The following is a 19,633-nucleotide window of genomic DNA, read 5'->3' as shown; positions in this document are numbered from 1 at the left end:
TGCCCTCACTGCTGCAAAACATTTTATAGCATTCGGAGTTTGTCAGGAATTGGTAGGCGGTGAAGCCCCCGCATCCAATCAGTAGCTCTACCTCTATAAAACTATGTTGCAACGCTGCACCTAAATGCATTTCGGGGAGTACGAGCTATTTCCGAGTTTGATTGGCCTTTCACCCCTACCCACAGGTCATCCGAAGACTTTTCAACGTCAACCGGTTCGGTCCTCCACTGTATGTTACTACAGCTTCAACCTGCCCATGGGTAGATCACACGGTTTCGCGTCTACCACTACTAACTAAAGCGCCCTATTCAGACTCGCTTTCGCTACGGATCCGTGACTTAATCACTTAACCTTGCTAGCAACGGTAACTCGTAGGCTCATTATGCAAAAGGCACGCCGTCACCCCAAAGGGCTCCGACCGCTTGTAAGCGCATGGTTTCAGGTTCTATTTCACTCCCTTATTCAGGGTTCTTTTCACCTTTCCCTCACGGTACTAGTTCACTATCGGTCTCTCAGGAGTATTTAGCCTTATCGGATGGTCCCGACTGATTCATACAGGGTTTCACGTGCCCCGCACTACTCAGGATACCACTATCTAAACATTCTTTACCTATACCGGGCTATCACCGTCTATGGCCTGTCTTTCCAAACAGTTCTAGTTCATCTTGCGTCGAATATTGTGGTCCTACAACCCCGGTATTGCCGTAACAACACCGGTTTGGGCTAATCCGCGTTCGCTCGCCACTACTAACGGAATCACTTTTGTTTTCTCTTCCTCCGGGTACTTAGATGTTTCAGTTCTCCGGGTTTACCTCCCTTAGGATACTATATCTTCAATATAGTGGGTTGCCCCATTCGGATATCTACGGATCAAATCGTGTGTGCCGATCCCCGCAGCTTTTCGCAGCTTATCACGTCCTTCATCGCCTCTGAGAGCCTAGGCATTCCCCATGCGCCCTTATTTAGCTTATTGTACTTTTTGCTTTTTTAATGAGTTTCATTAATTAACAACCGTAATCGTTAATTAAATTTGACTAATTAGATATCGCTCGTAGTGAATCTAATTAATCGCAATTATTATTATATATACATAGAATAAATCTATTTATATTTTCATGTATCTTTTTTCAATATGTCAATGAACGTGTGGCGAATCGCCACTGATAAATTATCAGTAGACGACGTTAAGCCGTTGTGGAGAATATCGGAGTCGAACCGATGACCTCCTGCGTGCAAGGCAGGCGCTCTAGCCAGCTGAGCTAATCCCCCATTTAGAATTCAGAATTTTGAATTCAGAATTTCGAATTGTGAACCCCAACTTCCAGAATTTCCTTTATTTAGTAGTTAGTAGTCTCAGGCAGACTCGAACTGCCGACCTCTACATTATCAGTGTAGCGCTCTAACCAGCTGAGCTATGAGACTCTACTAAATTGTTATTTTTAAATTAACAGCAATGAGAATAAACTATCTTTTGTAATAGTTATGATACTTTTTAGTCGTCTTTCTCTAGAAAGGAGGTGTTCCAGCCGCACCTTCCGGTACGGCTACCTTGTTACGACTTAGCCCTAGTTACCGATTTTACCCTAGGCCGCTCCTTGCGGTGACGGACTTCAGGCACTCCCAGCTTCCATGGCTTGACGGGCGGTGTGTACAAGGCCCGGGAACGTATTCACCGCATCATGGCTGATATGCGATTACTAGCGATTCCAGCTTCACGGAGTCGAGTTGCAGACTCCGATCCGAACTGTGATAGGGTTTATAGATTCGCTCCTGGTCGCCCAGTGGCTGCTCTCTGTCCCTACCATTGTAGCACGTGTGTAGCCCAGGACGTAAGGGCCGTGATGATTTGACGTCATCCCCACCTTCCTCACAGTTTGCACTGGCAGTCTTGCTAGAGTTCCCGACTTGACTCGCTGGCAACTAACAACAGGGGTTGCGCTCGTTATAGGACTTAACCTGACACCTCACGGCACGAGCTGACGACAACCATGCAGCACCTTGTAAATTGTCCGAAGAAAAGTCTATCTCTAAACCTGTCAATCTACATTTAAGCCCTGGTAAGGTTCCTCGCGTATCATCGAATTAAACCACATGCTCCACCGCTTGTGCGGGCCCCCGTCAATTCCTTTGAGTTTCATTCTTGCGAACGTACTCCCCAGGTGGGATACTTATCACTTTCGCTTAGCCACTCAGATAAATCCGAACAGCTAGTATCCATCGTTTACGGCGTAGACTACCGGGGTATCTAATCCCGTTCGCTACCTACGCTTTCGTCCATCAGTGTCAATACATTATTAGTGATCTGCCTTCGCAATTGGTATTCTATGTAATATCTATGCATTTCACCGCTACACTACATATTCTAACCACTTCATAATGATTCAAGATAACCAGTATCAAGGGCAATTCTACAGTTGAGCTGCAGACTTTCACCCCTGACTTAATCATCCACCTACGGACCCTTTAAACCCAATGATTCCGGATAACGCTTGGATCCTCCGTATTACCGCGGCTGCTGGCACGGAGTTAGCCGATCCTTATTCTTACAGTACCGTCAAGTCTCTACACGTAGAGGTGTTTCTTCCTGTATAAAAGCAGTTTACAACCCATAGGGCAGTCTTCCTGCACGCGGCATGGCTGGATCAGAGTTGCCTCCATTGTCCAATATTCCTCACTGCTGCCTCCCGTAGGAGTCTGGTCCGTGTCTCAGTACCAGTGTGGGGGATCCCCCTCTCAGGGCCCCTACCTATCGTTGCCTTGGTAAGCCGTTACCTTACCAACTAGCTAATAGGACGCATACTCATCTTCTGCCGTAACCTTTAATATAAAGCCCATGCGGACTATATATACTATGCGGTATTAATCCAAATTTCTCTGGGCTATCCCGTAGCAAAAGGTAGATTGTATACGCGTTACGCACCCGTGCGCCGGTCGTCAGCGGAGCAAGCTCCCTGTTACCCCTCGACTTGCATGTGTTAGGCCTGCCGCTAGCGTTCATCCTGAGCCAGGATCAAACTCTTCATCGTTAATTTTTATGTGTTAACCATATTTATAAAATATAATCAACATCTTTAACAACTAATCAGAATCTCTAGTACTCAAAATGGTCTATTCTCTTTGTTGACTTTAATCGTTTCCAATTAAAATCTTACGCTGTCAATTCAATATGTTTATGAACTTGTTTTCTCTTTTCTTAACTCGTTTCCTTGCTAAGCGGGTGCAAATATAAAACCCTTTTTTTAATCCACAAATGTTTTTTGATATTTTTTTGAAAGTTTTTTTCAAACTTAAAAACTAATAAACAAAACATGTTTCTGAACTTTTTGCCTCAACAACTGTTGCTGTTTTAAGCGGCTGCAAATCTACAACCTTTTTTGAACTGACAATGTTTTTTTTCGTTTTTTTTGAAAAGTTTTTTTTACTCCCTTTTTATACCTAAAACTGTTGATGAACTTACCGCTTCACTTAGCCAATGCCTTGCTTAGCGGGGTGCAAATATACCACCCTTTTTTATTCCTAAACAAACTTTTTATTGCCTTTTTTATTATTATTTTAATAACTTTATTTTAACACCATATTTACCAATAAGTTACAAATAAAAATAATTGCTGAAATTATTACACATAAACAATCTCTTCTTCATAAAAATAGATTTAAAACACTATTCTAACCTATTTATTACTAATTATTCGATCTCTATACTTAAGTGAAAAACAATATCCCTTAATTAAAATCAGTGAATTCTAAGATTAATAACTTCAAATTACTAAACTATATATACTTCATAAAATATAAGAATGTTAAAATTACAAAAACATCTCCTGCCAATAGCTTTAGTTTTTTGATAAATTTTACAAAAAAAATAACTAAGCCTATATTTTACATACATTAAAATTATACCTACAGATATATTGGATGTGTTTATTTATACTATTATCTTTGCATCCTGAATTTAATTTTATTTAATGATACACATAACATTACCTGATGGCAGCGTAAGAACGTTTGACCAAAACGTAACTCCAATGGATGTTGCAAAAAGTATTAGCGAGGGTTTTGCTAGAAATGTAATTTCAGCAAACTTTAATGGTACCACAGTTGAAACAGTAACACCTTTAACCAAAGATGGCTCACTAATTTTGTATACCTGGAATAATACCGAAGGGAAAACCGCTTTTTGGCATAGTTCTGCTCACGTTTTAGCTCAAGCTATTGAGGAATTGTATCCTAATGCTAAACTAACCATTGGTCCTGCTATTGAAAACGGGTTTTATTATGATGTAGATTTTGGAGAAGCAACCGTTTCTGAAAAAGATTTTAAGAGTATTGAAAACAAAATGATAGAGATTGCTCGTGGAAAACATGATTTTAAAATGCGATCTGCTACAAAAGCAGAAGCTTTATCATTATATGAGAGCAATCCTTACAAAACAGAATTAATTGAAAATTTAGAAGACGGTACTATTACTTTTTGTGACCACTCTACGTTTACTGACTTATGTCGTGGTGGTCATATTCCTAACACAGGAATTATTAAAGCTGTAAAAATATTGAGTGTAGCAGGTGCTTATTGGAGAGGCAATGAGAAAAACCCGCAATTAACTCGTGTTTATGGTATTTCTTTTCCTAAACAAAAAGAATTAACCGAGTATTTAGAAATGCTTGAAGAAGCTAAAAAGCGAGACCATAGAAAATTAGGAAAAGAATTAGAACTTTTTACTTTTTCAAAAAAGGTTGGACAAGGTTTACCTTTATGGCTACCTAAAGGTGCTGCTTTACGCGAACGCTTAGAAAACTTTTTAAAAATTGCACAAAAAAAAGCAGGTTATGAAATGGTCGTAACACCTCATATTGGTCAAAAAGAACTTTATGTGACGTCTGGTCATTATGCTAAATATGGGGAAGATAGTTTTCAACCCATAAAAACCCCAAAAGATGACGAAGAGTTTTTATTAAAACCTATGAACTGTCCACATCATTGTGAAATTTACAATAGTTCACAATGGAGTTATAAAGATTTACCTAAACGTTATGCAGAATTTGGTACCGTATATAGATATGAACAAAGTGGTGAATTACATGGGTTAACTCGTGTTAGAGGTTTTACCCAAGATGATGCTCATATATTTTGTATGCCCGAGCAATTGGATAAAGAGTTTAAAGATGTTATTGATTTAGTACTTTATGTATTTGGATCTTTAGGGTTTGAAAATTTCACAGCTCAGGTTTCTGTTCGCGATCCTGAAAACCCAGATAAATATATAGGTGATGTTGCTAATTGGGAAAAAGCAGAACAGGCTATAATAAATGCAGCGACAGATAAAGGTTTAGATTTTGTCATTGAAACAGGTGAAGCAGCATTTTACGGACCAAAATTAGATTTTATGGTAAAAGATGCTTTAGGAAGACGTTGGCAATTAGGTACAATTCAAGTAGATTACAACCTTCCAGAGCGTTTTGATTTAACCTATAAAGGTAGTGATAATGAACTCCATAGACCCATAATGATTCACCGTGCTCCATTTGGAAGTATGGAACGTTTTGTTGCATTATTATTAGAACATACAGGAGGAAATTTCCCACTTTGGCTTATACCCGTTCAAACTATTATATTATCAATTAGTGAGAAATATGAAAAATACTCTGAAAAAGTTTTAAATTTGTTAGAAAATGACGAAATTCGCGCCCTCGTTGATCATAGAAATGAGACCATAGGTAAGAAAATTAGAGAGGCAGAAATGCAAAAACACCCCTATATGATTATCATTGGCGAGCAAGAAGAACAAGAAAACAAAATATCTGTGCGTCAGCATGGTGGAGAAGATTTGGGAATGATTTCTGTTGAAGAATTTTCAAAAATTATAAAAAAGGAAATTAGCAAAACGTTAAAATCGTTTTAAAAATAAGTTTAACTTAAAAACATAAAGCCATAGCAATTAGAAGAAGACAGCAACCCAGAAGGGTTTCACAAGAGGATAAACACAAAATTAACTCTAAAATTACAGCGCAAAAAGTACGCCTTGTTGGAGACAACATAGAAATTGGTATTTATACCAAAGGTGATGCTATGAGAATTGCAAACGAACAAGAGTTGGATCTTGTGGAGATTTCGCCTAATGCAGACCCTCCCGTTTGTAAAGTTATGGATTATAAAAAATTTCTTTATGAACAAAAGAAGCGTGATAAAGCCATCAAGTCCAAAGCGACTAAAGTGATTGTTAAAGAAATTCGTTTTGGTCCTCAAACAGATGACCATGATTACGAATTTAAAAAGAAACATGCCGAAAAGTTCTTAAAAGAAGGAGCTAAACTTAAAGCATTTGTGTTTTTTAAAGGACGATCAATAATATTTAAAGAACAGGGCCAAATTTTATTATTAAAATTGGCTCAAGATTTAGAAGAACTTGGAAAAGTAGAACAAATGCCAAGGTTGGAAGGTAAACGTATGACTATGTTTATTACTCCAAGAAAATAGCTCTGGCTACACTCAGTTTACCGTTATAAAAAAATTAAAGCTGAGATTACATTTAAAATATGCCCAAAAGGCGTTAAAAATAATTAAGCGAAATAATTAAAACTAGGAGAAAAAAATGCCTAAAATGAAAACAAAATCTAGTGCTAAAAAGCGTTTTAAGCTTACAGGTACTGGTAAAATCAAAAGAAAACATGCTTTTAAGAGTCACATCTTAACAAAGAAGTCTAAAAAGCGTAAGTTAGCACTGACTCATGATACCTTAGTAGATAAGTCAGACGAAGCTAATGTTAAATTGATGCTACGTTTAAAGTAATATCTATTTAACCGGTTAAAACAAATTATAAACCCTGGAGTTAGGCAAAGCTAAAAAGTGTCGATTTTTATCGGCCGCCTACTACAAAACACATTTAAAATTATGCCAAGATCAGTAAATTCTGTAGCAAAAAGAGCCCGAAGAAAAAAGGTGCTTAAACAAGCAAAAGGTTACTTTGGAAGACGTAAAAACGTTTGGACAGTAGCTAAAAATGCGGTTGATAAAGCGATGCAATATTCGTACAGAGACCGTAGAGCAAAAAAGAGAACATTCCGTGCCCTATGGATCACGCGTATTAACGCTGGTGCCAGAGAACATGGTTTATCCTATTCTCAATTTATGGGGAAATTAAAAGCTAATGATATCGAATTAAACCGTAAGGTTTTAGCAGATTTAGCTATGAACAACCCTGAAGCTTTTAAAGCTGTAATAGAGAAAGTAAAATAAGGCGTTTCGCCTATTGTAAAACATATTATTCGCTTAATAAAAAATCCGATTCGAAAGAGTCGGATTTTTTTTATACATTATTATAGAAAAACTGTAAAGCTTAGTTTAATACTTTTGGATGACTTTTAAACAGATTTTTAACTTTACCTGCAAGAATATTTTTAGAGTAAGTAGAATATTTAACTATAGTTGGTAAAGGGTCATAAATAGCGTAAACAACTGGTGTATGACTCAAAATAAACTTAAAGTTAAATATTAAAAATATATTCTTCTTAAAACTCTTAAATAGCCCTTTTAAATTTAAATAATCTATAAATCTGTACTCTGGAGAATCAAAGGTTTTATTTAAACTAGCTAAACAGTAAAGATTGGGAAAGTTAATTCCAGCAATTAAAGAGGCGTCTAAAGATCCCCAATACCTAGCATTTATCTCTATGACTTTGAATTCTTTAGTAGTCATATCATAACGTAAATCTATATGTGATACGCCTGACCAATTAAGTGATTTCATCAAGTTTTCAATGGTTTTATATAAATCTTCATCATAGACAAACTTTGCTCCTAATAAAGGTCCAAATGGCTTTGAATTAGCCATTGTTGCTTTTTGTATAGTGAATGCCAAAATAGAACCAGATTTACACAAAACACTACAACCTATATCATAACCTGTAACATACTTTTGAATAATTAGCTTATTCACTAATTGTTTATTATTTAATAAATAGTTTTGTAATTCTTCTTTACTATCAAATAAATGTACCCCTTCTCCCCCACCTGATTCTAAAATAGGTTTCACTATAACCGGAAAACTTAAGTGATCAAACTTTAAAGAATCATACTTTGAAAACAAAATAGTTTTTGGAAACGGTATATTATTAATTGATAAATGTTCTACTAAATTCCATTTATTATTAGCAGTCATAAAACATTTATAATCGGGCAATAAGCATAACTTATCTTTAAATAATAATTGATCTTTATGCTTTAAAAGCATTTCAATACCATGTTCACATATTGGCATTATTAAATCAATATTATGAGCCTCTGTTTCCTTATTAATATTATCAATCCAGTTGTTAGCATCCAGTGTTTTTGGGAAATAAGAAAAATGATAAATATGTCTGGAATAGCGCATTGAAGGAAACCTTTCATTGGAAAGAATAAAGATTTTTATACCCCGGATTCGCGACAAACTATTTACCACATAAATTAACAAATGGCTTTCTCCATCAGGAATTAAAACATTTAATCTCATAAAATTTATATAACTTTCCCATTACAACGAAGATATTATAATATTTTACCTTAAAAAAGAAAAAAACACTTTATGAGTGTTAAAATAAGCTGATTATCGAACAAATTAAACTCATAAACTGTTTTTTTTGCTTTAGTAATAATGAAAATGATAACTTAGTAAGTTATTTACTACTTATATCTTTTACACCTATTGATTTAAAAATATAAAAAGTCCAGTTTAATAACTGGACTTTTAAATTATGTTAATCTATTTGGTATAAATTATTAGATTAGTTTTAAAACAACTATTTAGTATTCTGCTTTTTAATTAAATTTAATGCAGAGCCTTCATTATACCATGCTATTTGTGCAGCATTATAAGTATGATTCAATTTAATAGTATTCTTACTTCCATCTTCATGAACTATTTCAAGCATTAATGATTTATTAGGAGCAAATTCATTCAAATCAATAAAATTAAATGTATCATTTTCTTGAATTAAATCATAATCTGCTTCATTATCAAAAGTAAGTCCTAACAATCCCTGCTTTTTAAGGTTTGTTTCATGAATACGTGCAAACGATTTTACAATAACAGCAGCGACACCTAAGAATCTTGGTTGCATAGCTGCATGCTCACGAGAAGATCCTTCTCCATAATTATGGTCTCCAACAACAATGGTTTTTATACCTGCTCTTTTATATTCGCGTTGTACATCTGGTACTCCTCCATAATCTCCTGTTAATTGATTTTTAACAAAGTTTGTTTTTTGATTGAAAGCATTAACAGCACCAATTAATGTATTATTAGCAATATTATCCAAATGTCCACGAAAACGCAACCAAGGGCCTGCCATGGAAATATGATCAGTTGTGCATTTACCAAAAGCTTTAATTAATAATTTAGCACCTGTTATAGAGTTTCCTATCGGCTCAAAAGGTGTTAATAATTGTAACCGCTCTGAATCGTCTTTAACTGAAACTTGAACGTGACTACCATCAGCTTCAGGAGCTAAATATCCGTTATCTTTCACTTCAAAACCTTTAGGAGGTAATTCCCAACCTTGTGGTTCTTCAAACATAACCTCTTGTCCTTCTTCATTAATTAACTTATCTTTCATTGGATTAAAATCCAAACGACCAGCTATAGCTATAGCTGCTGTTAATTCAGGTGATGCCACAAATGCATGTGTATTTGGATTGCCATCAGCACGCTTAGCAAAATTTCTATTAAATGAATGAACAATACTGTTTTTTGGAGCATTTTTAGGATCGTTATATCTTGCCCATTGCCCGATACATGGTCCACAAGCATTTGTAAATATTTTTGCATCTAATTTTTCAAATACTTTAAGAATACCATCGCGTTCTGCTGTATACCGCACTTGTTCTGAACCTGGATTAATACCTAATTCTGCTTTCATTTTCAACCCTTTATCCAAAGCTTGCTGAGCAATTGATGATGCTCGAGACAAATCTTCATAAGATGAATTGGTACATGACCCTATTAAGCCCCACTCTACTACAAGAGGCCAATCATTTGCTTTTGCTTTTTCTGACATTGGTACACCTACTTCTGTTGACAAATCTGGAGTAAACGGTCCGTTTAAAAGCGGTCCTAATTCAGTCAAATTAATATCTATAACTTCATCAAAATACTGTTCAGGATTAGCATACACCTCAGCATCTGCTGTTAAATGCTCTTTCACTGTATTGGCCGCATCTGCAACATCAGCTCTTTCTGTAGCGCGTAAATAACGCTCCATAGATTCATCATAACCAAATGTAGAAGTAGTAGCTCCTATTTCAGCCCCCATATTACAAATAGTACCTTTTCCAGTGCATGACATTGATGTAGCTCCAGGTCCAAAATATTCAACAATAGCTCCAGTTCCTCCTTTTACAGTTAAAATTTCAGCCACTTTTAGTATAACATCTTTTGGTGCCGTCCAACCAGACAGTTTTCCTGTTAACCTCACGCCTATTAATTTAGGGAATTTTAATTCCCAAGCCATTCCAGCCATAACATCAACTGCATCTGCTCCACCAACACCGATGGCAACCATACCTAAACCGCCTGCATTTACAGTATGAGAATCAGTTCCAATCATCATACCTCCTGGAAATGCATAGTTTTCTAAAACTACTTGGTGTATAATCCCTGCTCCTGGTTTCCAGAAACCAATACCATATTTATTGGATACAGATTCTAAAAAATCAAAAACTTCGCTGCTTACACTATTAGCATGTTTTAAATCTGTAGTTGCACCTTCCTTCGCTTGAATCAAATGGTCACAATGAACCGTCGTTGGAACAGCTACTTTTGTTTTTCCTGCTTGCATAAATTGCAACAAAGCCATTTGAGCTGTTGCATCCTGACAAGCAATTCTATCTGGAGCAAAATCTACATAGTCTTTACCTCTTTCAAATGCTTCCACAGGTGCTCCATCCCACAAATGAGAGTATAATATTTTTTCAGAAAGTGTTAGTGGTTTTCCGACAATTTCACGTGCTTTATTAACACGTTCTGCCATTTTGGAATAAACCCCTTTTATCATATTGATGTCAAATGCCATAGAATATATTTTAATATTTATTATATAAGTTAACTAAGATACAAAATAAAGAAAGACTATAAAAGTGGTTTATCAAATTGAAAGCATAAAAAATCCCGAGTGAAAAACTCGGGATTGTAAAATATTAGTATTTAACACTTAATTATCTAACTAATTCTTTTTGAGAGGGTTTAAATTTAGTTAAAACAATACCATCAACAGCTGCTTCATATTCAGCCATAGTAGGGGTTCTCCCTAAAACCGTAGACAATACTACCACGGGTGTAGAGGATAATAAAGACTCTCCTTTTTTCTCCCCAGAATCTTTTACAACTCGACCTTGAAATAAACGAGTAGATGTTGCCATAACAGTATCTCCTGGCTCAGCTTTTTCTTGATTCCCCATGCATAAATTACATCCTGGGCGCTCTAAATAAAGCATGTTTTCATATTTAGTTCGTGCTAATCCTTTTGGTGCATTATCATCAAATTCAAAACCTGAATACTTCACCAAAACATCCCAATCACCTTCAGCTTTCAACTCATCAACAATATTATATGTTGGAGGAGCAACAACTAATGGTGCTTTAAACTCCACTTTACCTTGTTGCGCCTCAATATTTTTCAACATTTGGGCCAAAATTTTCATATCTCCTTTATGCACCATACAAGAGCCTACAAAACCTAGGTCTACTTTTTTAGTACCTCCATAATAAGATAATGGGCGAATTGTATCGTGCGTGTAACGTTTTGATACATCGTCATTATTCACATCTGGATCAGCAATCATTGGTTCTGCTATTTCATCTAAATCAATAGCTACTTCTGCATAATATTTAGCATTAGCATCAGGCCTTAAAGATGGCTTAATACCTGTTTTAAGTTCTGTTATTCTTGTATTTGCTTTATCTACTAAACCTTTAAGAACTTGATTAGCATTATCCATTCCTTTATCAATCATGATTTGGATACGGCTTTTTGCTATTTCTAAAGATTCTATTAACGTCTCGTCTTCAGAAATACAAATAGAAGCTTTTGCCTTCATTTCTGCTGTCCAGTCTGTAAATGTAAAAGCTTGATCTGCGGTTAATGTTCCAATATGTACCTCGATGATTCTTCCTTGGAATACGTTTTCACCTCCAAACTGCTTAAGCATTTGTTGTTGTGTAGCATGTACCACATCACGAAAATCCATATAAGATTTCATATCACCCTTAAAAGTAACTTTTACAGATTGTGGAATCGGCATGGTAGCTTCACCAGTAGCCAACGCCAAAGCAACGGTTCCTGAATCTGCTCCAAAAGCAACACCCTTAGACATACGCGTATGTGAATCTCCCCCAATAATGATATCCCAATCACCTACAGTAATATCATTCAAAACTTTATGAATAACATCAGTCATAGCATGGTATTTCCCTTTAGGGTCGCGTGCTGTAATCAAACCAAAATCATTCATAAACTTCATTAACCTTGGTATATTAGCCTTAGACTTATCATCCCAAACAGAAGCAGTATGACAACCTGATTGGTAAGCACCATCAACAATTGGAGAAATAACGGTAGCCGCCATCATCTCTAATTCTTGGGATGTCATTAAACCTGTGGTATCTTGAGAACCTACAATGTTAACCTCTACACGAACATCAGACCCTGCATGCAACACTTTGCCAGGCGTTGTTCCAACCGCATTTTTATTGAATATTTTTTCTACAGCTGTTAAACCTTGTCCTTCAATAGAAATTTCTTTTGAAGCGGCATAAACCTGAGGCATTTCAATTCCTAAAGTTTTAGCTGCAAAAGTTTGTAGTTTTTTACCGAAAACCACCGCATAAGAACCACCTGCTTTCATGAATTCCACTTTTTGTGGTGTAAATGCAGCAGAAATATCTTTTAGTACGGTGTTGCCATTATAAAGTTTTTTCTCTTTAGTATTAATGGTAAGAACCGTACCTGTTTTAACGGAATACATTTCTTCTAATACTGGCTCTCCATCTGCATCTCTCACTGTATTTCCTTCAGCATCTTTTTTCTGCACCCAGTTTTTAAGGTCTAAACCTATCCCTCCAGTTACACCTACAGTGGTCAAAAAAATTGGAGAAATACCATTTGTCCCAGCAATTACTGGGGCAATATTGATAAACGGTACATAAGGACTTGCCTTAATACCTGTCCATAAAGCCACATTATTAACTCCAGACATTCTGGATGACCCTACTCCCATAGTTCCTTTTTCTGCAATTAGCATCACACGCTTATCTGGATGCGCTTCTTTTAAAGCTAAAAGCGCTTTTTGCATATCTTTGTTGTGTTCAAAAATACACTGACCATGTAACTCTCTATCAGATCGAGAATGTGCATCACCTCCTGGTGACAATAAATCTGTAGAAATATCACCAACCCCAGCAATAAAAGTTACTACTTTTATTTCTTCTTCAACATCAGGAAGCTTTGTAAAAAATTCTGCTTTCGCATAACTTTCTATAATATCTTTAGCAATGGTATTCCCACTTTTATATGCTTCTTCAAGACGATCAGTATCCGCCTCGTATAAGAAAACTTGTGTTTTTAATACTTCAGCTGCTTGTTTGGCTATGGAAACATCAGATCCTAAAGCTAAATCTAGAAGTACCTCCACTGAAGGTCCTCCCTTCATATGTGATAATTGTTCTAAAGCAAACGCAGGTGTAATTTCTTCAACAACTGATTCTCCCAAAATAATCTCTTTTAGAAACTTAGCTTTTACACCAGCAGCACTCGTAGTTCCAGGTAAAACATTATAGATAAAAAAGTTTAGAGAATCTTCTCTATATTGGTTCTTTAAATCTTTAATTTGAGCAATAATTTCGCTTAACAATTCAGCGCCATCAATTGGTTTTGGATGAAGTCCCAGAGCTTTCCGTTCTTCGATCTCCTGGATGTAATCTTTGTAAGTGTTCATATAATAGAATTCATTTCGATGTTAAATTGGATTGAATCACTAAATTCAATGCCAAATATTTAATTTAAAGTTGATTTTTTTAAAGTTTACAAACATAAAAAAATTAAAGCAAAGTTTTAAAAAGAAACCAAGCAATACAACAAGTAACCATAGTTTATTATTATAGTAGCATTATTTATTTATTTGATTGTCTTTTTATTATCAAATTATCAATAAACCTGATAATTATTCAATTAAATAACAATAAAAATCTAATTTTATTCCTTAAATCTATTAAGTTTCTAAATTATTTTTACTACACATTCTAAACATAAACACTTGTAAAATAACAAATAAATATACCTTAGTTAAATACAACGTATTTCCACTGTAAACTCAAAAAAAATAAAAAGAAAAAATTTATTAAAACAAGCTTTTAATAATTTGCTCTTCAGAAACTCCCTCTGCTTCTGCTTTGTAGTTTTTAATGATTCTATGCCTTAAAATACCATGAGCTACAGCCTGTACATTTTCAATATCTGGAGAGAATTTTCCATTTATGGCAGCATGTGTTTTGGCTGCCAATATAAGATTTTGAGATGCTCTAGGTCCAGCTCCCCAATCGATATACTGTTTTACTAAATCTGTTGCTTTTTCTCCATTGGGCCTTGTTTTTCCAACCATGGATACGGCATACTCAATGACATTGTCTGCAACTGGAATACGACGGATTAGGTGCTGTAAACCAACAATCTCTTTAGCTGAAAACAAAGCATTTACAGCTTCTTTATTATCTGTAGTAGTAGATTTTACCACCTGCACCTCTTCCTCAAAAGATGGGTAATCTAAATTAATAGCAAACATAAAACGATCTAACTGAGCTTCTGGTAACGGATAGGTACCTTCTTGTTCGATGGGATTTTGAGTTGCTAACACAAAATATGGCAGGTTTAATTTATAATGATGTCCTGCAACAGTAACCGATCTTTCCTGCATAGCTTCCAATAATGCCGCTTGGGTTTTTGGTGGTGTTCTGTTAATTTCATCCGCTAAGATAATATTGGAAAAAATAGGTCCTTTAATAAATTTAAAATGACGGTCTTCATCCAAAATTTCACTACCAAGTATATCACTTGGCATTAAATCTGGAGTAAATTGTATACGTTTAAAATCAAGTCCTAAAGCTTGAGCAATGGTATTTACCATTAAGGTTTTTGCCAACCCAGGAACACCAATAAGTAAAGCATGTCCACCAGAAAAAACAGAAATCAATATTTGATTAACAACATCGTCTTGCCCTACAATAATTTTAGCAATCTCGCTCTTTAAATCTTTATATTTATTTACAAACTGTTTTATAGCAGCTACGTCAGACATATATTTTTATTTTTTCAACCAATTACTTGTAAAATCGCAGTCTCTATGAGCTTCACTTATTTTAATATAAGTGTCCATGATTTTTTCGGCTTGCCATTTTTCTATGGCTTTTAGTTGCTTTTCTTTAACAGCCTGCTCTTTAATTTTTAGATAATCTCTAGCGTAATCTGCTTCGTGCTCATCAATCCTGTCGGTTACTTTAATGATCTTAAACTTTACAGTTCCAATTCTATCTTCTTCTTTTAAAACAAGACTAACCTCATTATCTTTTAAATTTTGAATTTGAGAATACAATTCTGTATCCATTCTTGTTAATTCAAAATTATAATCTTGTGTATGTGGGTTAATAAGTTGCCCTCCATCGTTTTTAGTTTCTTTTTCATCACTAGCTTCACGAGCAGCATCCGCAAAAGAGATATCTCCATCAACAATACGCTGTCTGATTTTATTAAGACGTTCTTTTGCTTCTGCTATAGCTTCATCTGACACTTTGGGTCTAATAAGAATATGACTCACATCGTACAATTGTCCTCGTATCTTTACCAAATGAATGATATGAAAACCAAAATCAGTTTCAAAAGGTTCTGATATCTCACCTTCTTGAAGTGAAAATGCCACTTGCCTGAATTCTTTCACCATCTTTGGCTTTTTTCTATCAAGCGTATAGATGTAACCTGATTGTTTCAAGCCTGGATCCTCTCCATATAAAACAACTTTAGATCTAAAACTAGCACCATTTTCTATAACATCTGCTTTAAAACTTTTTAGTCTATCAATGACTTTTTGTTTTTCTTCATCAGATATTTTTGGTTCTGCTACAATTTGAGCCACTTTTAATTCTGTTCCAAATATTGGCCGTTCGTCTTTAGGTATTTTGTTAAAATACTCGCGTACTTCTTCGGGTGTAACTTCAACCTCTTCAACAATTTTAGCTTGCATTCTTTGGGCCAGCATTTGTGCTTTATTAATTTCAGACATTTCTTCTCTCAAACTGGCTTCATCATCCTTTTTATAAAACTTTAAAAGCCTATCCATATCTCCATTTACCTGCTGTAAGAATTCACCAATCTGATAATCAACACTATTTCTAACTTCAGCAGGAGACACTATAATACTGTCTTGAATGGCATGGTGAGCATACAATTTATCTTCTAATAGTTTCCCAAACAATTGGCAAGGTGGAATGTCTGAAGTATTAACACCTGAAGCCTCTAATTGCACAAAAGCTTTATCTATATCAGAATCTAAAATGATATAATCACCTACAACTGCTGCTACACCATCTACCTTTTTAGCCTTGAAAGCACCAACACTATCTACTGTTTTCACCTCTTCCTTAACTTCGTCTTCAATAATTTCTTGTGCAATAGTAACATTAACAAACAGTAATGTTGCGATAAAAACGACTAATTGTTTCAAATTAATTATATATTTCAAATTGTTTATTTTTAATAGCATCTTTAGTAATATCTTTTTCTAACTCTCGGATAAGCTCCAATTTTCTTTTATTAATGACTATTTGGTTTATTGTAGGTTTTACGTACTCCAAAGGCGCTGTGTCTTGACGCAATAACACATCATTAATTTGCATCAAATATACTCCTAATGAATCTTTGAGCTGTATAAAATTAGATTTTTTTAACAGTTCATTTTTATTTTCTATAGTAACCGCAGGAATTTTAGTTATAACTTGACTTACTTTTACCCAAATAGAATCATTTAAAGAATATGATTTAAATTGTATAGCAATGGAATCTAATTGTTTTTTATCTGCATTATTAAATCTTTGAAACCTAGTTTTAATATCCTGAAAATCAATAATATTTTCATCTACATGAACATAACGTAATTTAATGAGTTCTTCATTTAATTTAAACACTTCTTTATTTTGTTCATAATAGGCTTCTGCCTCTTCTTTGTTTACAGCTGTGTCTAAGTTTTTTTTCACTAAAGCTTCAATATAAGCTTTGGTATATAAATCGTTTTTATATTGCTCAACTAATTTACTAAACTCAGCCTGTTTTGTTTCACTTAAATTCAACAAAGCACCATCTACTAACAATTGTTGTGTTGCCCAACGGTTAATAAAACTTTGAACCATGAGCGTACTATCTTCTTTTGTAGTGCTTTCGGAGACTAATTTTATTAAATCATCTTGATATAAATAAGAATCATTTACACGTGCTACAGGAACACGGTCGTCAGTCTCTTTATAAAAATCACAAGAATTTACAACGACTACTAAAAGAACTAAAAATATATGATTTTTAATTTGCACTTATTGATTTTTAATTTGCGCTCTAACCGCGTTTAATGCCTCTTGATTGATAGTGACTTTATATTTTTCTTTTAAAGTAGCCAACCAGTTATTTTCTTTATATACTTGATAATCACTACTCACACTACCTTTGGCCTCTTCGAAAGTTTTTTGTGTTTCTGCGAGCACATCATTTGCTTGCACTACAATGTAAGAGTTATTATAATTATAAATTTTTGATATTCCCTTTTCAAATTTATATTTTGGAGGCAATGCTTGATGCTTACTATCCATGATTCCTGAGGTAAAAATTATATTCACTTCTCCATTATTATTAACTAATTTCTTAATTTGTTCTGGAGTCATTTTTTTTTCTAAAAGCTTGCCTACTTTTTTTGCTACTTTTTTATTTGCTGAAGACGCCACAACACCTTCAATACGCTTTGGAAAGGTATAATCCTTTTTATGATTTTCATAAAAATTCTGAATATCTGTAGAATCTGTTTTTGCAACATTCCAGATTGTAGTTTCCATTAAATCAAACAATAGCAAGCCATCTCTATATTCACTTAAAATATGAGCAAAATCTGGATTGTCATTTTCTAAGTTGTCTTCTTGGTACTTAACCAAATTCTTATTCAAAAATGTTTCGTATTGCTTAGAAACTAAAATATCATAAGTTGTTTTAGATGTAATATTACCTTGGCTTTCTAATAAAAAACTACCAAAATCTTTATACGTTAGCTGCCTGTCGTTAATTTTAACCAAAGGCTTATTATTATCAAAATCAGCAGGAAGCGTCCAAGCTCTTTTGTAATAATCATCATTTAAAATTGACACAAAATAATCTAATTCTGGTTGGGCATTATCTATATTATATTGCTTTCTAAGTTTTAAGAACAACGCATCATCAATTAATTTAGAACGCTCGTCCCGCTTTACTTTTGCTTCTAATTCAGACTTCATTTCTTCAAAAGCTGGTATAGGTCTTTTATTGAGTAACTTTATAATGTGCCAACCAAATTTTGACTGTATAGGTTTTGATATATCACCAACTTCGTTTAAACTAAAAGCAGCGTCTTCAAATTCCTGCGAACTTAACTGTCCTCCTGAAAAAGGAGAAAGTACCCCTCCTTTTTCAGATGAACTTTTATCATCTGAAAATTGTTTTGCTAAGGATTCAAAATCTTCACCTTGTTGTAGTTTTTTATAAATATCTTGAATTCTACTTTCTGGTGTCCCTGCAGTAGTTCCTTTCTGCTGCTTACCAATCATAATATGAGCTACGGTAACTTCACCTCTGGAGTTTCTTACATCAAACACTTTAATGAAATGATACCCAAATCGGGTTCTAAAGGGCATTGAAATCTCGTTAACTTTAGTATTAAACGCTGCGTTTTCAAAATCATAAACCATTTTAAAACCTGTAAAATACCCCAACTCTTCTCCAAAAATAGTTTGTCCGTTGTGTACTTCTTTTCTAACGTTTTCAAAACCTTCTTCTAAAGTTCGATTACGTAACTTTAGCGCTTTATTATATGCCTCTAAAGTATCTTTAGGACTAGCATTTTCTGAAACTCTTACTAAAATATGATTTGCCTTTACCTCCTTAGAGACTCTATTGTAAGCCTCTTTTACCAAAGCGTCTGTAACCTGATTATCTGTTAAAAAACTTTTGGATAATTGTTTTTTATAAGTCTCCAATTCTCTTAAATAACTCGGATTTTCATCAAGCCCTAATGCTTTTGCTTCTTTTAATTTTAGTTTATAATTAGTAAAAAGAGTTAAATAACCATCTACATCTTTTTGAGATTCGTCTTGAACTAAATCTATGTTTTTATTATAAACTCTCAAAAACTCTGACGTATAAACAGGAGTACCATCAACGGTAAAAAGTACTAAATCTTCTGTTTTTTGTGCATTAATATGCGATAAAAAAAGTATTAAAATAAACGTGAGGGAATATTTAAATGTCATCTAATAAAATTATTATTCAATTATTGCAAAAATAGTAATATATACCTATAATGCAAGTTCCATTAATTAACGATTA

The 19,633-nt window shown here is 34.5% G+C and carries 11 protein-coding genes, 2 tRNA genes and 2 rRNA genes (1 of these 15 cut by a window edge); 4 read left to right on the top strand and 11 right to left on the bottom strand.

What is annotated here, in order from left to right; all coding sequences use genetic code 11:
* The 4 genes from APS56_RS16660 to APS56_RS16645 all read right to left on the bottom strand — a co-directional run.
* Nucleotides 1–973, bottom strand: a 23S ribosomal RNA gene (locus APS56_RS16660) (it extends 1,847 nt beyond the left edge of the window).
* Nucleotides 974–1,195: 222 nt separating this feature from the next.
* A tRNA-Ala gene (locus APS56_RS16655) sits at nucleotides 1,196–1,269 on the bottom strand.
* Nucleotides 1,270–1,348: 79 nt separating this feature from the next.
* A tRNA-Ile gene (locus tag APS56_RS16650) sits at nucleotides 1,349–1,422 on the bottom strand.
* Nucleotides 1,423–1,510: 88 nt separating this feature from the next.
* Nucleotides 1,511–3,026: ribosomal RNA gene (locus tag APS56_RS16645) — 16S ribosomal RNA — on the bottom strand.
* Together the 16S and 23S rRNA genes with 2 tRNA genes alongside form the textbook arrangement of a ribosomal RNA operon.
* Nucleotides 3,027–3,965: 939 nt before the next feature.
* On the opposite strand from APS56_RS16645, the gene thrS reads away from it, so the two are divergent.
* The 4 genes from thrS (at nucleotide 3,966) to rplT (ending at nucleotide 7,235) form a co-directional block, all read left to right on the top strand.
* Nucleotides 3,966–5,900 (top strand): threonine--tRNA ligase, encoded by a 1,935-nt coding sequence (gene thrS / locus APS56_RS16640; RefSeq protein WP_054731020.1) that lies wholly within the window; start codon nucleotides 3,966–3,968, stop codon nucleotides 5,898–5,900.
* Nucleotides 5,901–5,929: 29 nt separating this feature from the next.
* On the top strand, nucleotides 5,930–6,475 hold the full coding sequence (infC, locus tag APS56_RS16635; RefSeq protein WP_257720181.1) for a translation initiation factor IF-3: 546 nt from the start codon (nucleotides 5,930–5,932) through the stop codon (nucleotides 6,473–6,475).
* A 115-nt stretch (nucleotides 6,476–6,590) separates the two neighbouring features.
* A complete protein-coding gene (gene rpmI / locus APS56_RS16630; protein WP_054731016.1) occupies nucleotides 6,591–6,788 on the top strand; it encodes a 50S ribosomal protein L35 in 198 nt (65 codons plus the stop codon).
* A gap of 102 nt (nucleotides 6,789–6,890) precedes the next feature.
* On the top strand, nucleotides 6,891–7,235 hold the full coding sequence (gene rplT, locus APS56_RS16625) for a 50S ribosomal protein L20 (RefSeq protein ID WP_054731014.1): 345 nt from the start codon (nucleotides 6,891–6,893) through the stop codon (nucleotides 7,233–7,235).
* A gap of 100 nt (nucleotides 7,236–7,335) precedes the next feature.
* Here rplT and APS56_RS16620 read toward each other — a convergent pair whose 3' ends face one another.
* From APS56_RS16620 to APS56_RS16590, 7 genes are all read right to left on the bottom strand, one after another.
* Nucleotides 7,336–8,490: a carboxylate--amine ligase gene (locus APS56_RS16620; protein ID WP_054731012.1), complete on the bottom strand. Its 1,155-nt coding sequence runs from the start codon at nucleotides 8,488–8,490 to the stop codon at nucleotides 7,336–7,338.
* Nucleotides 8,491–8,776: 286 nt separating this feature from the next.
* Nucleotides 8,777–11,047: an aconitate hydratase gene (locus APS56_RS16615; protein ID WP_054731010.1), complete on the bottom strand. Its 2,271-nt coding sequence runs from the start codon at nucleotides 11,045–11,047 to the stop codon at nucleotides 8,777–8,779.
* A 142-nt stretch (nucleotides 11,048–11,189) separates the two neighbouring features.
* Nucleotides 11,190–13,967: a bifunctional aconitate hydratase 2/2-methylisocitrate dehydratase gene (locus tag APS56_RS16610; RefSeq protein ID WP_054731007.1), complete on the bottom strand. Its 2,778-nt coding sequence runs from the start codon at nucleotides 13,965–13,967 to the stop codon at nucleotides 11,190–11,192.
* A 402-nt stretch (nucleotides 13,968–14,369) separates the two neighbouring features.
* Nucleotides 14,370–15,323, bottom strand: coding sequence for an AAA family ATPase (locus tag APS56_RS16605; protein WP_054731005.1), 954 nt, complete (start codon nucleotides 15,321–15,323; stop codon nucleotides 14,370–14,372).
* Between the two features lie 6 nt (nucleotides 15,324–15,329).
* Nucleotides 15,330–16,781 carry a foldase protein PrsA gene (locus tag APS56_RS16600; protein WP_054731003.1) on the bottom strand — a complete coding sequence of 484 codons (1,452 nt, stop codon included), beginning with the start codon at nucleotides 16,779–16,781 and terminating at the stop codon, nucleotides 15,330–15,332.
* The gene (locus APS56_RS16595; RefSeq protein WP_432416451.1) at nucleotides 16,744–17,595 is read right to left on the bottom strand and encodes a peptidyl-prolyl cis-trans isomerase; all 852 of its coding nucleotides are present in this window, start codon (nucleotides 17,593–17,595) and stop codon (nucleotides 16,744–16,746) included. The genes APS56_RS16600 and APS56_RS16595 overlap by 38 nt, the downstream gene beginning before the upstream one ends.
* Before the next feature lie 6 nt (nucleotides 17,596–17,601).
* Nucleotides 17,602–19,557 carry a peptidylprolyl isomerase gene (locus tag APS56_RS16590; RefSeq protein ID WP_054731000.1) on the bottom strand — a complete coding sequence of 652 codons (1,956 nt, stop codon included), beginning with the start codon at nucleotides 19,555–19,557 and terminating at the stop codon, nucleotides 17,602–17,604.
* Nucleotides 19,558–19,633: the final 76 nt, after the last annotated feature.

Source organism: Pseudalgibacter alginicilyticus, assembly GCF_001310225.1.
GTDB lineage: Bacteria > Bacteroidota > Bacteroidia > Flavobacteriales > Flavobacteriaceae > Pseudalgibacter > Pseudalgibacter alginicilyticus.
This window is presented reverse-complemented; position numbering and strand designations above follow the sequence as displayed.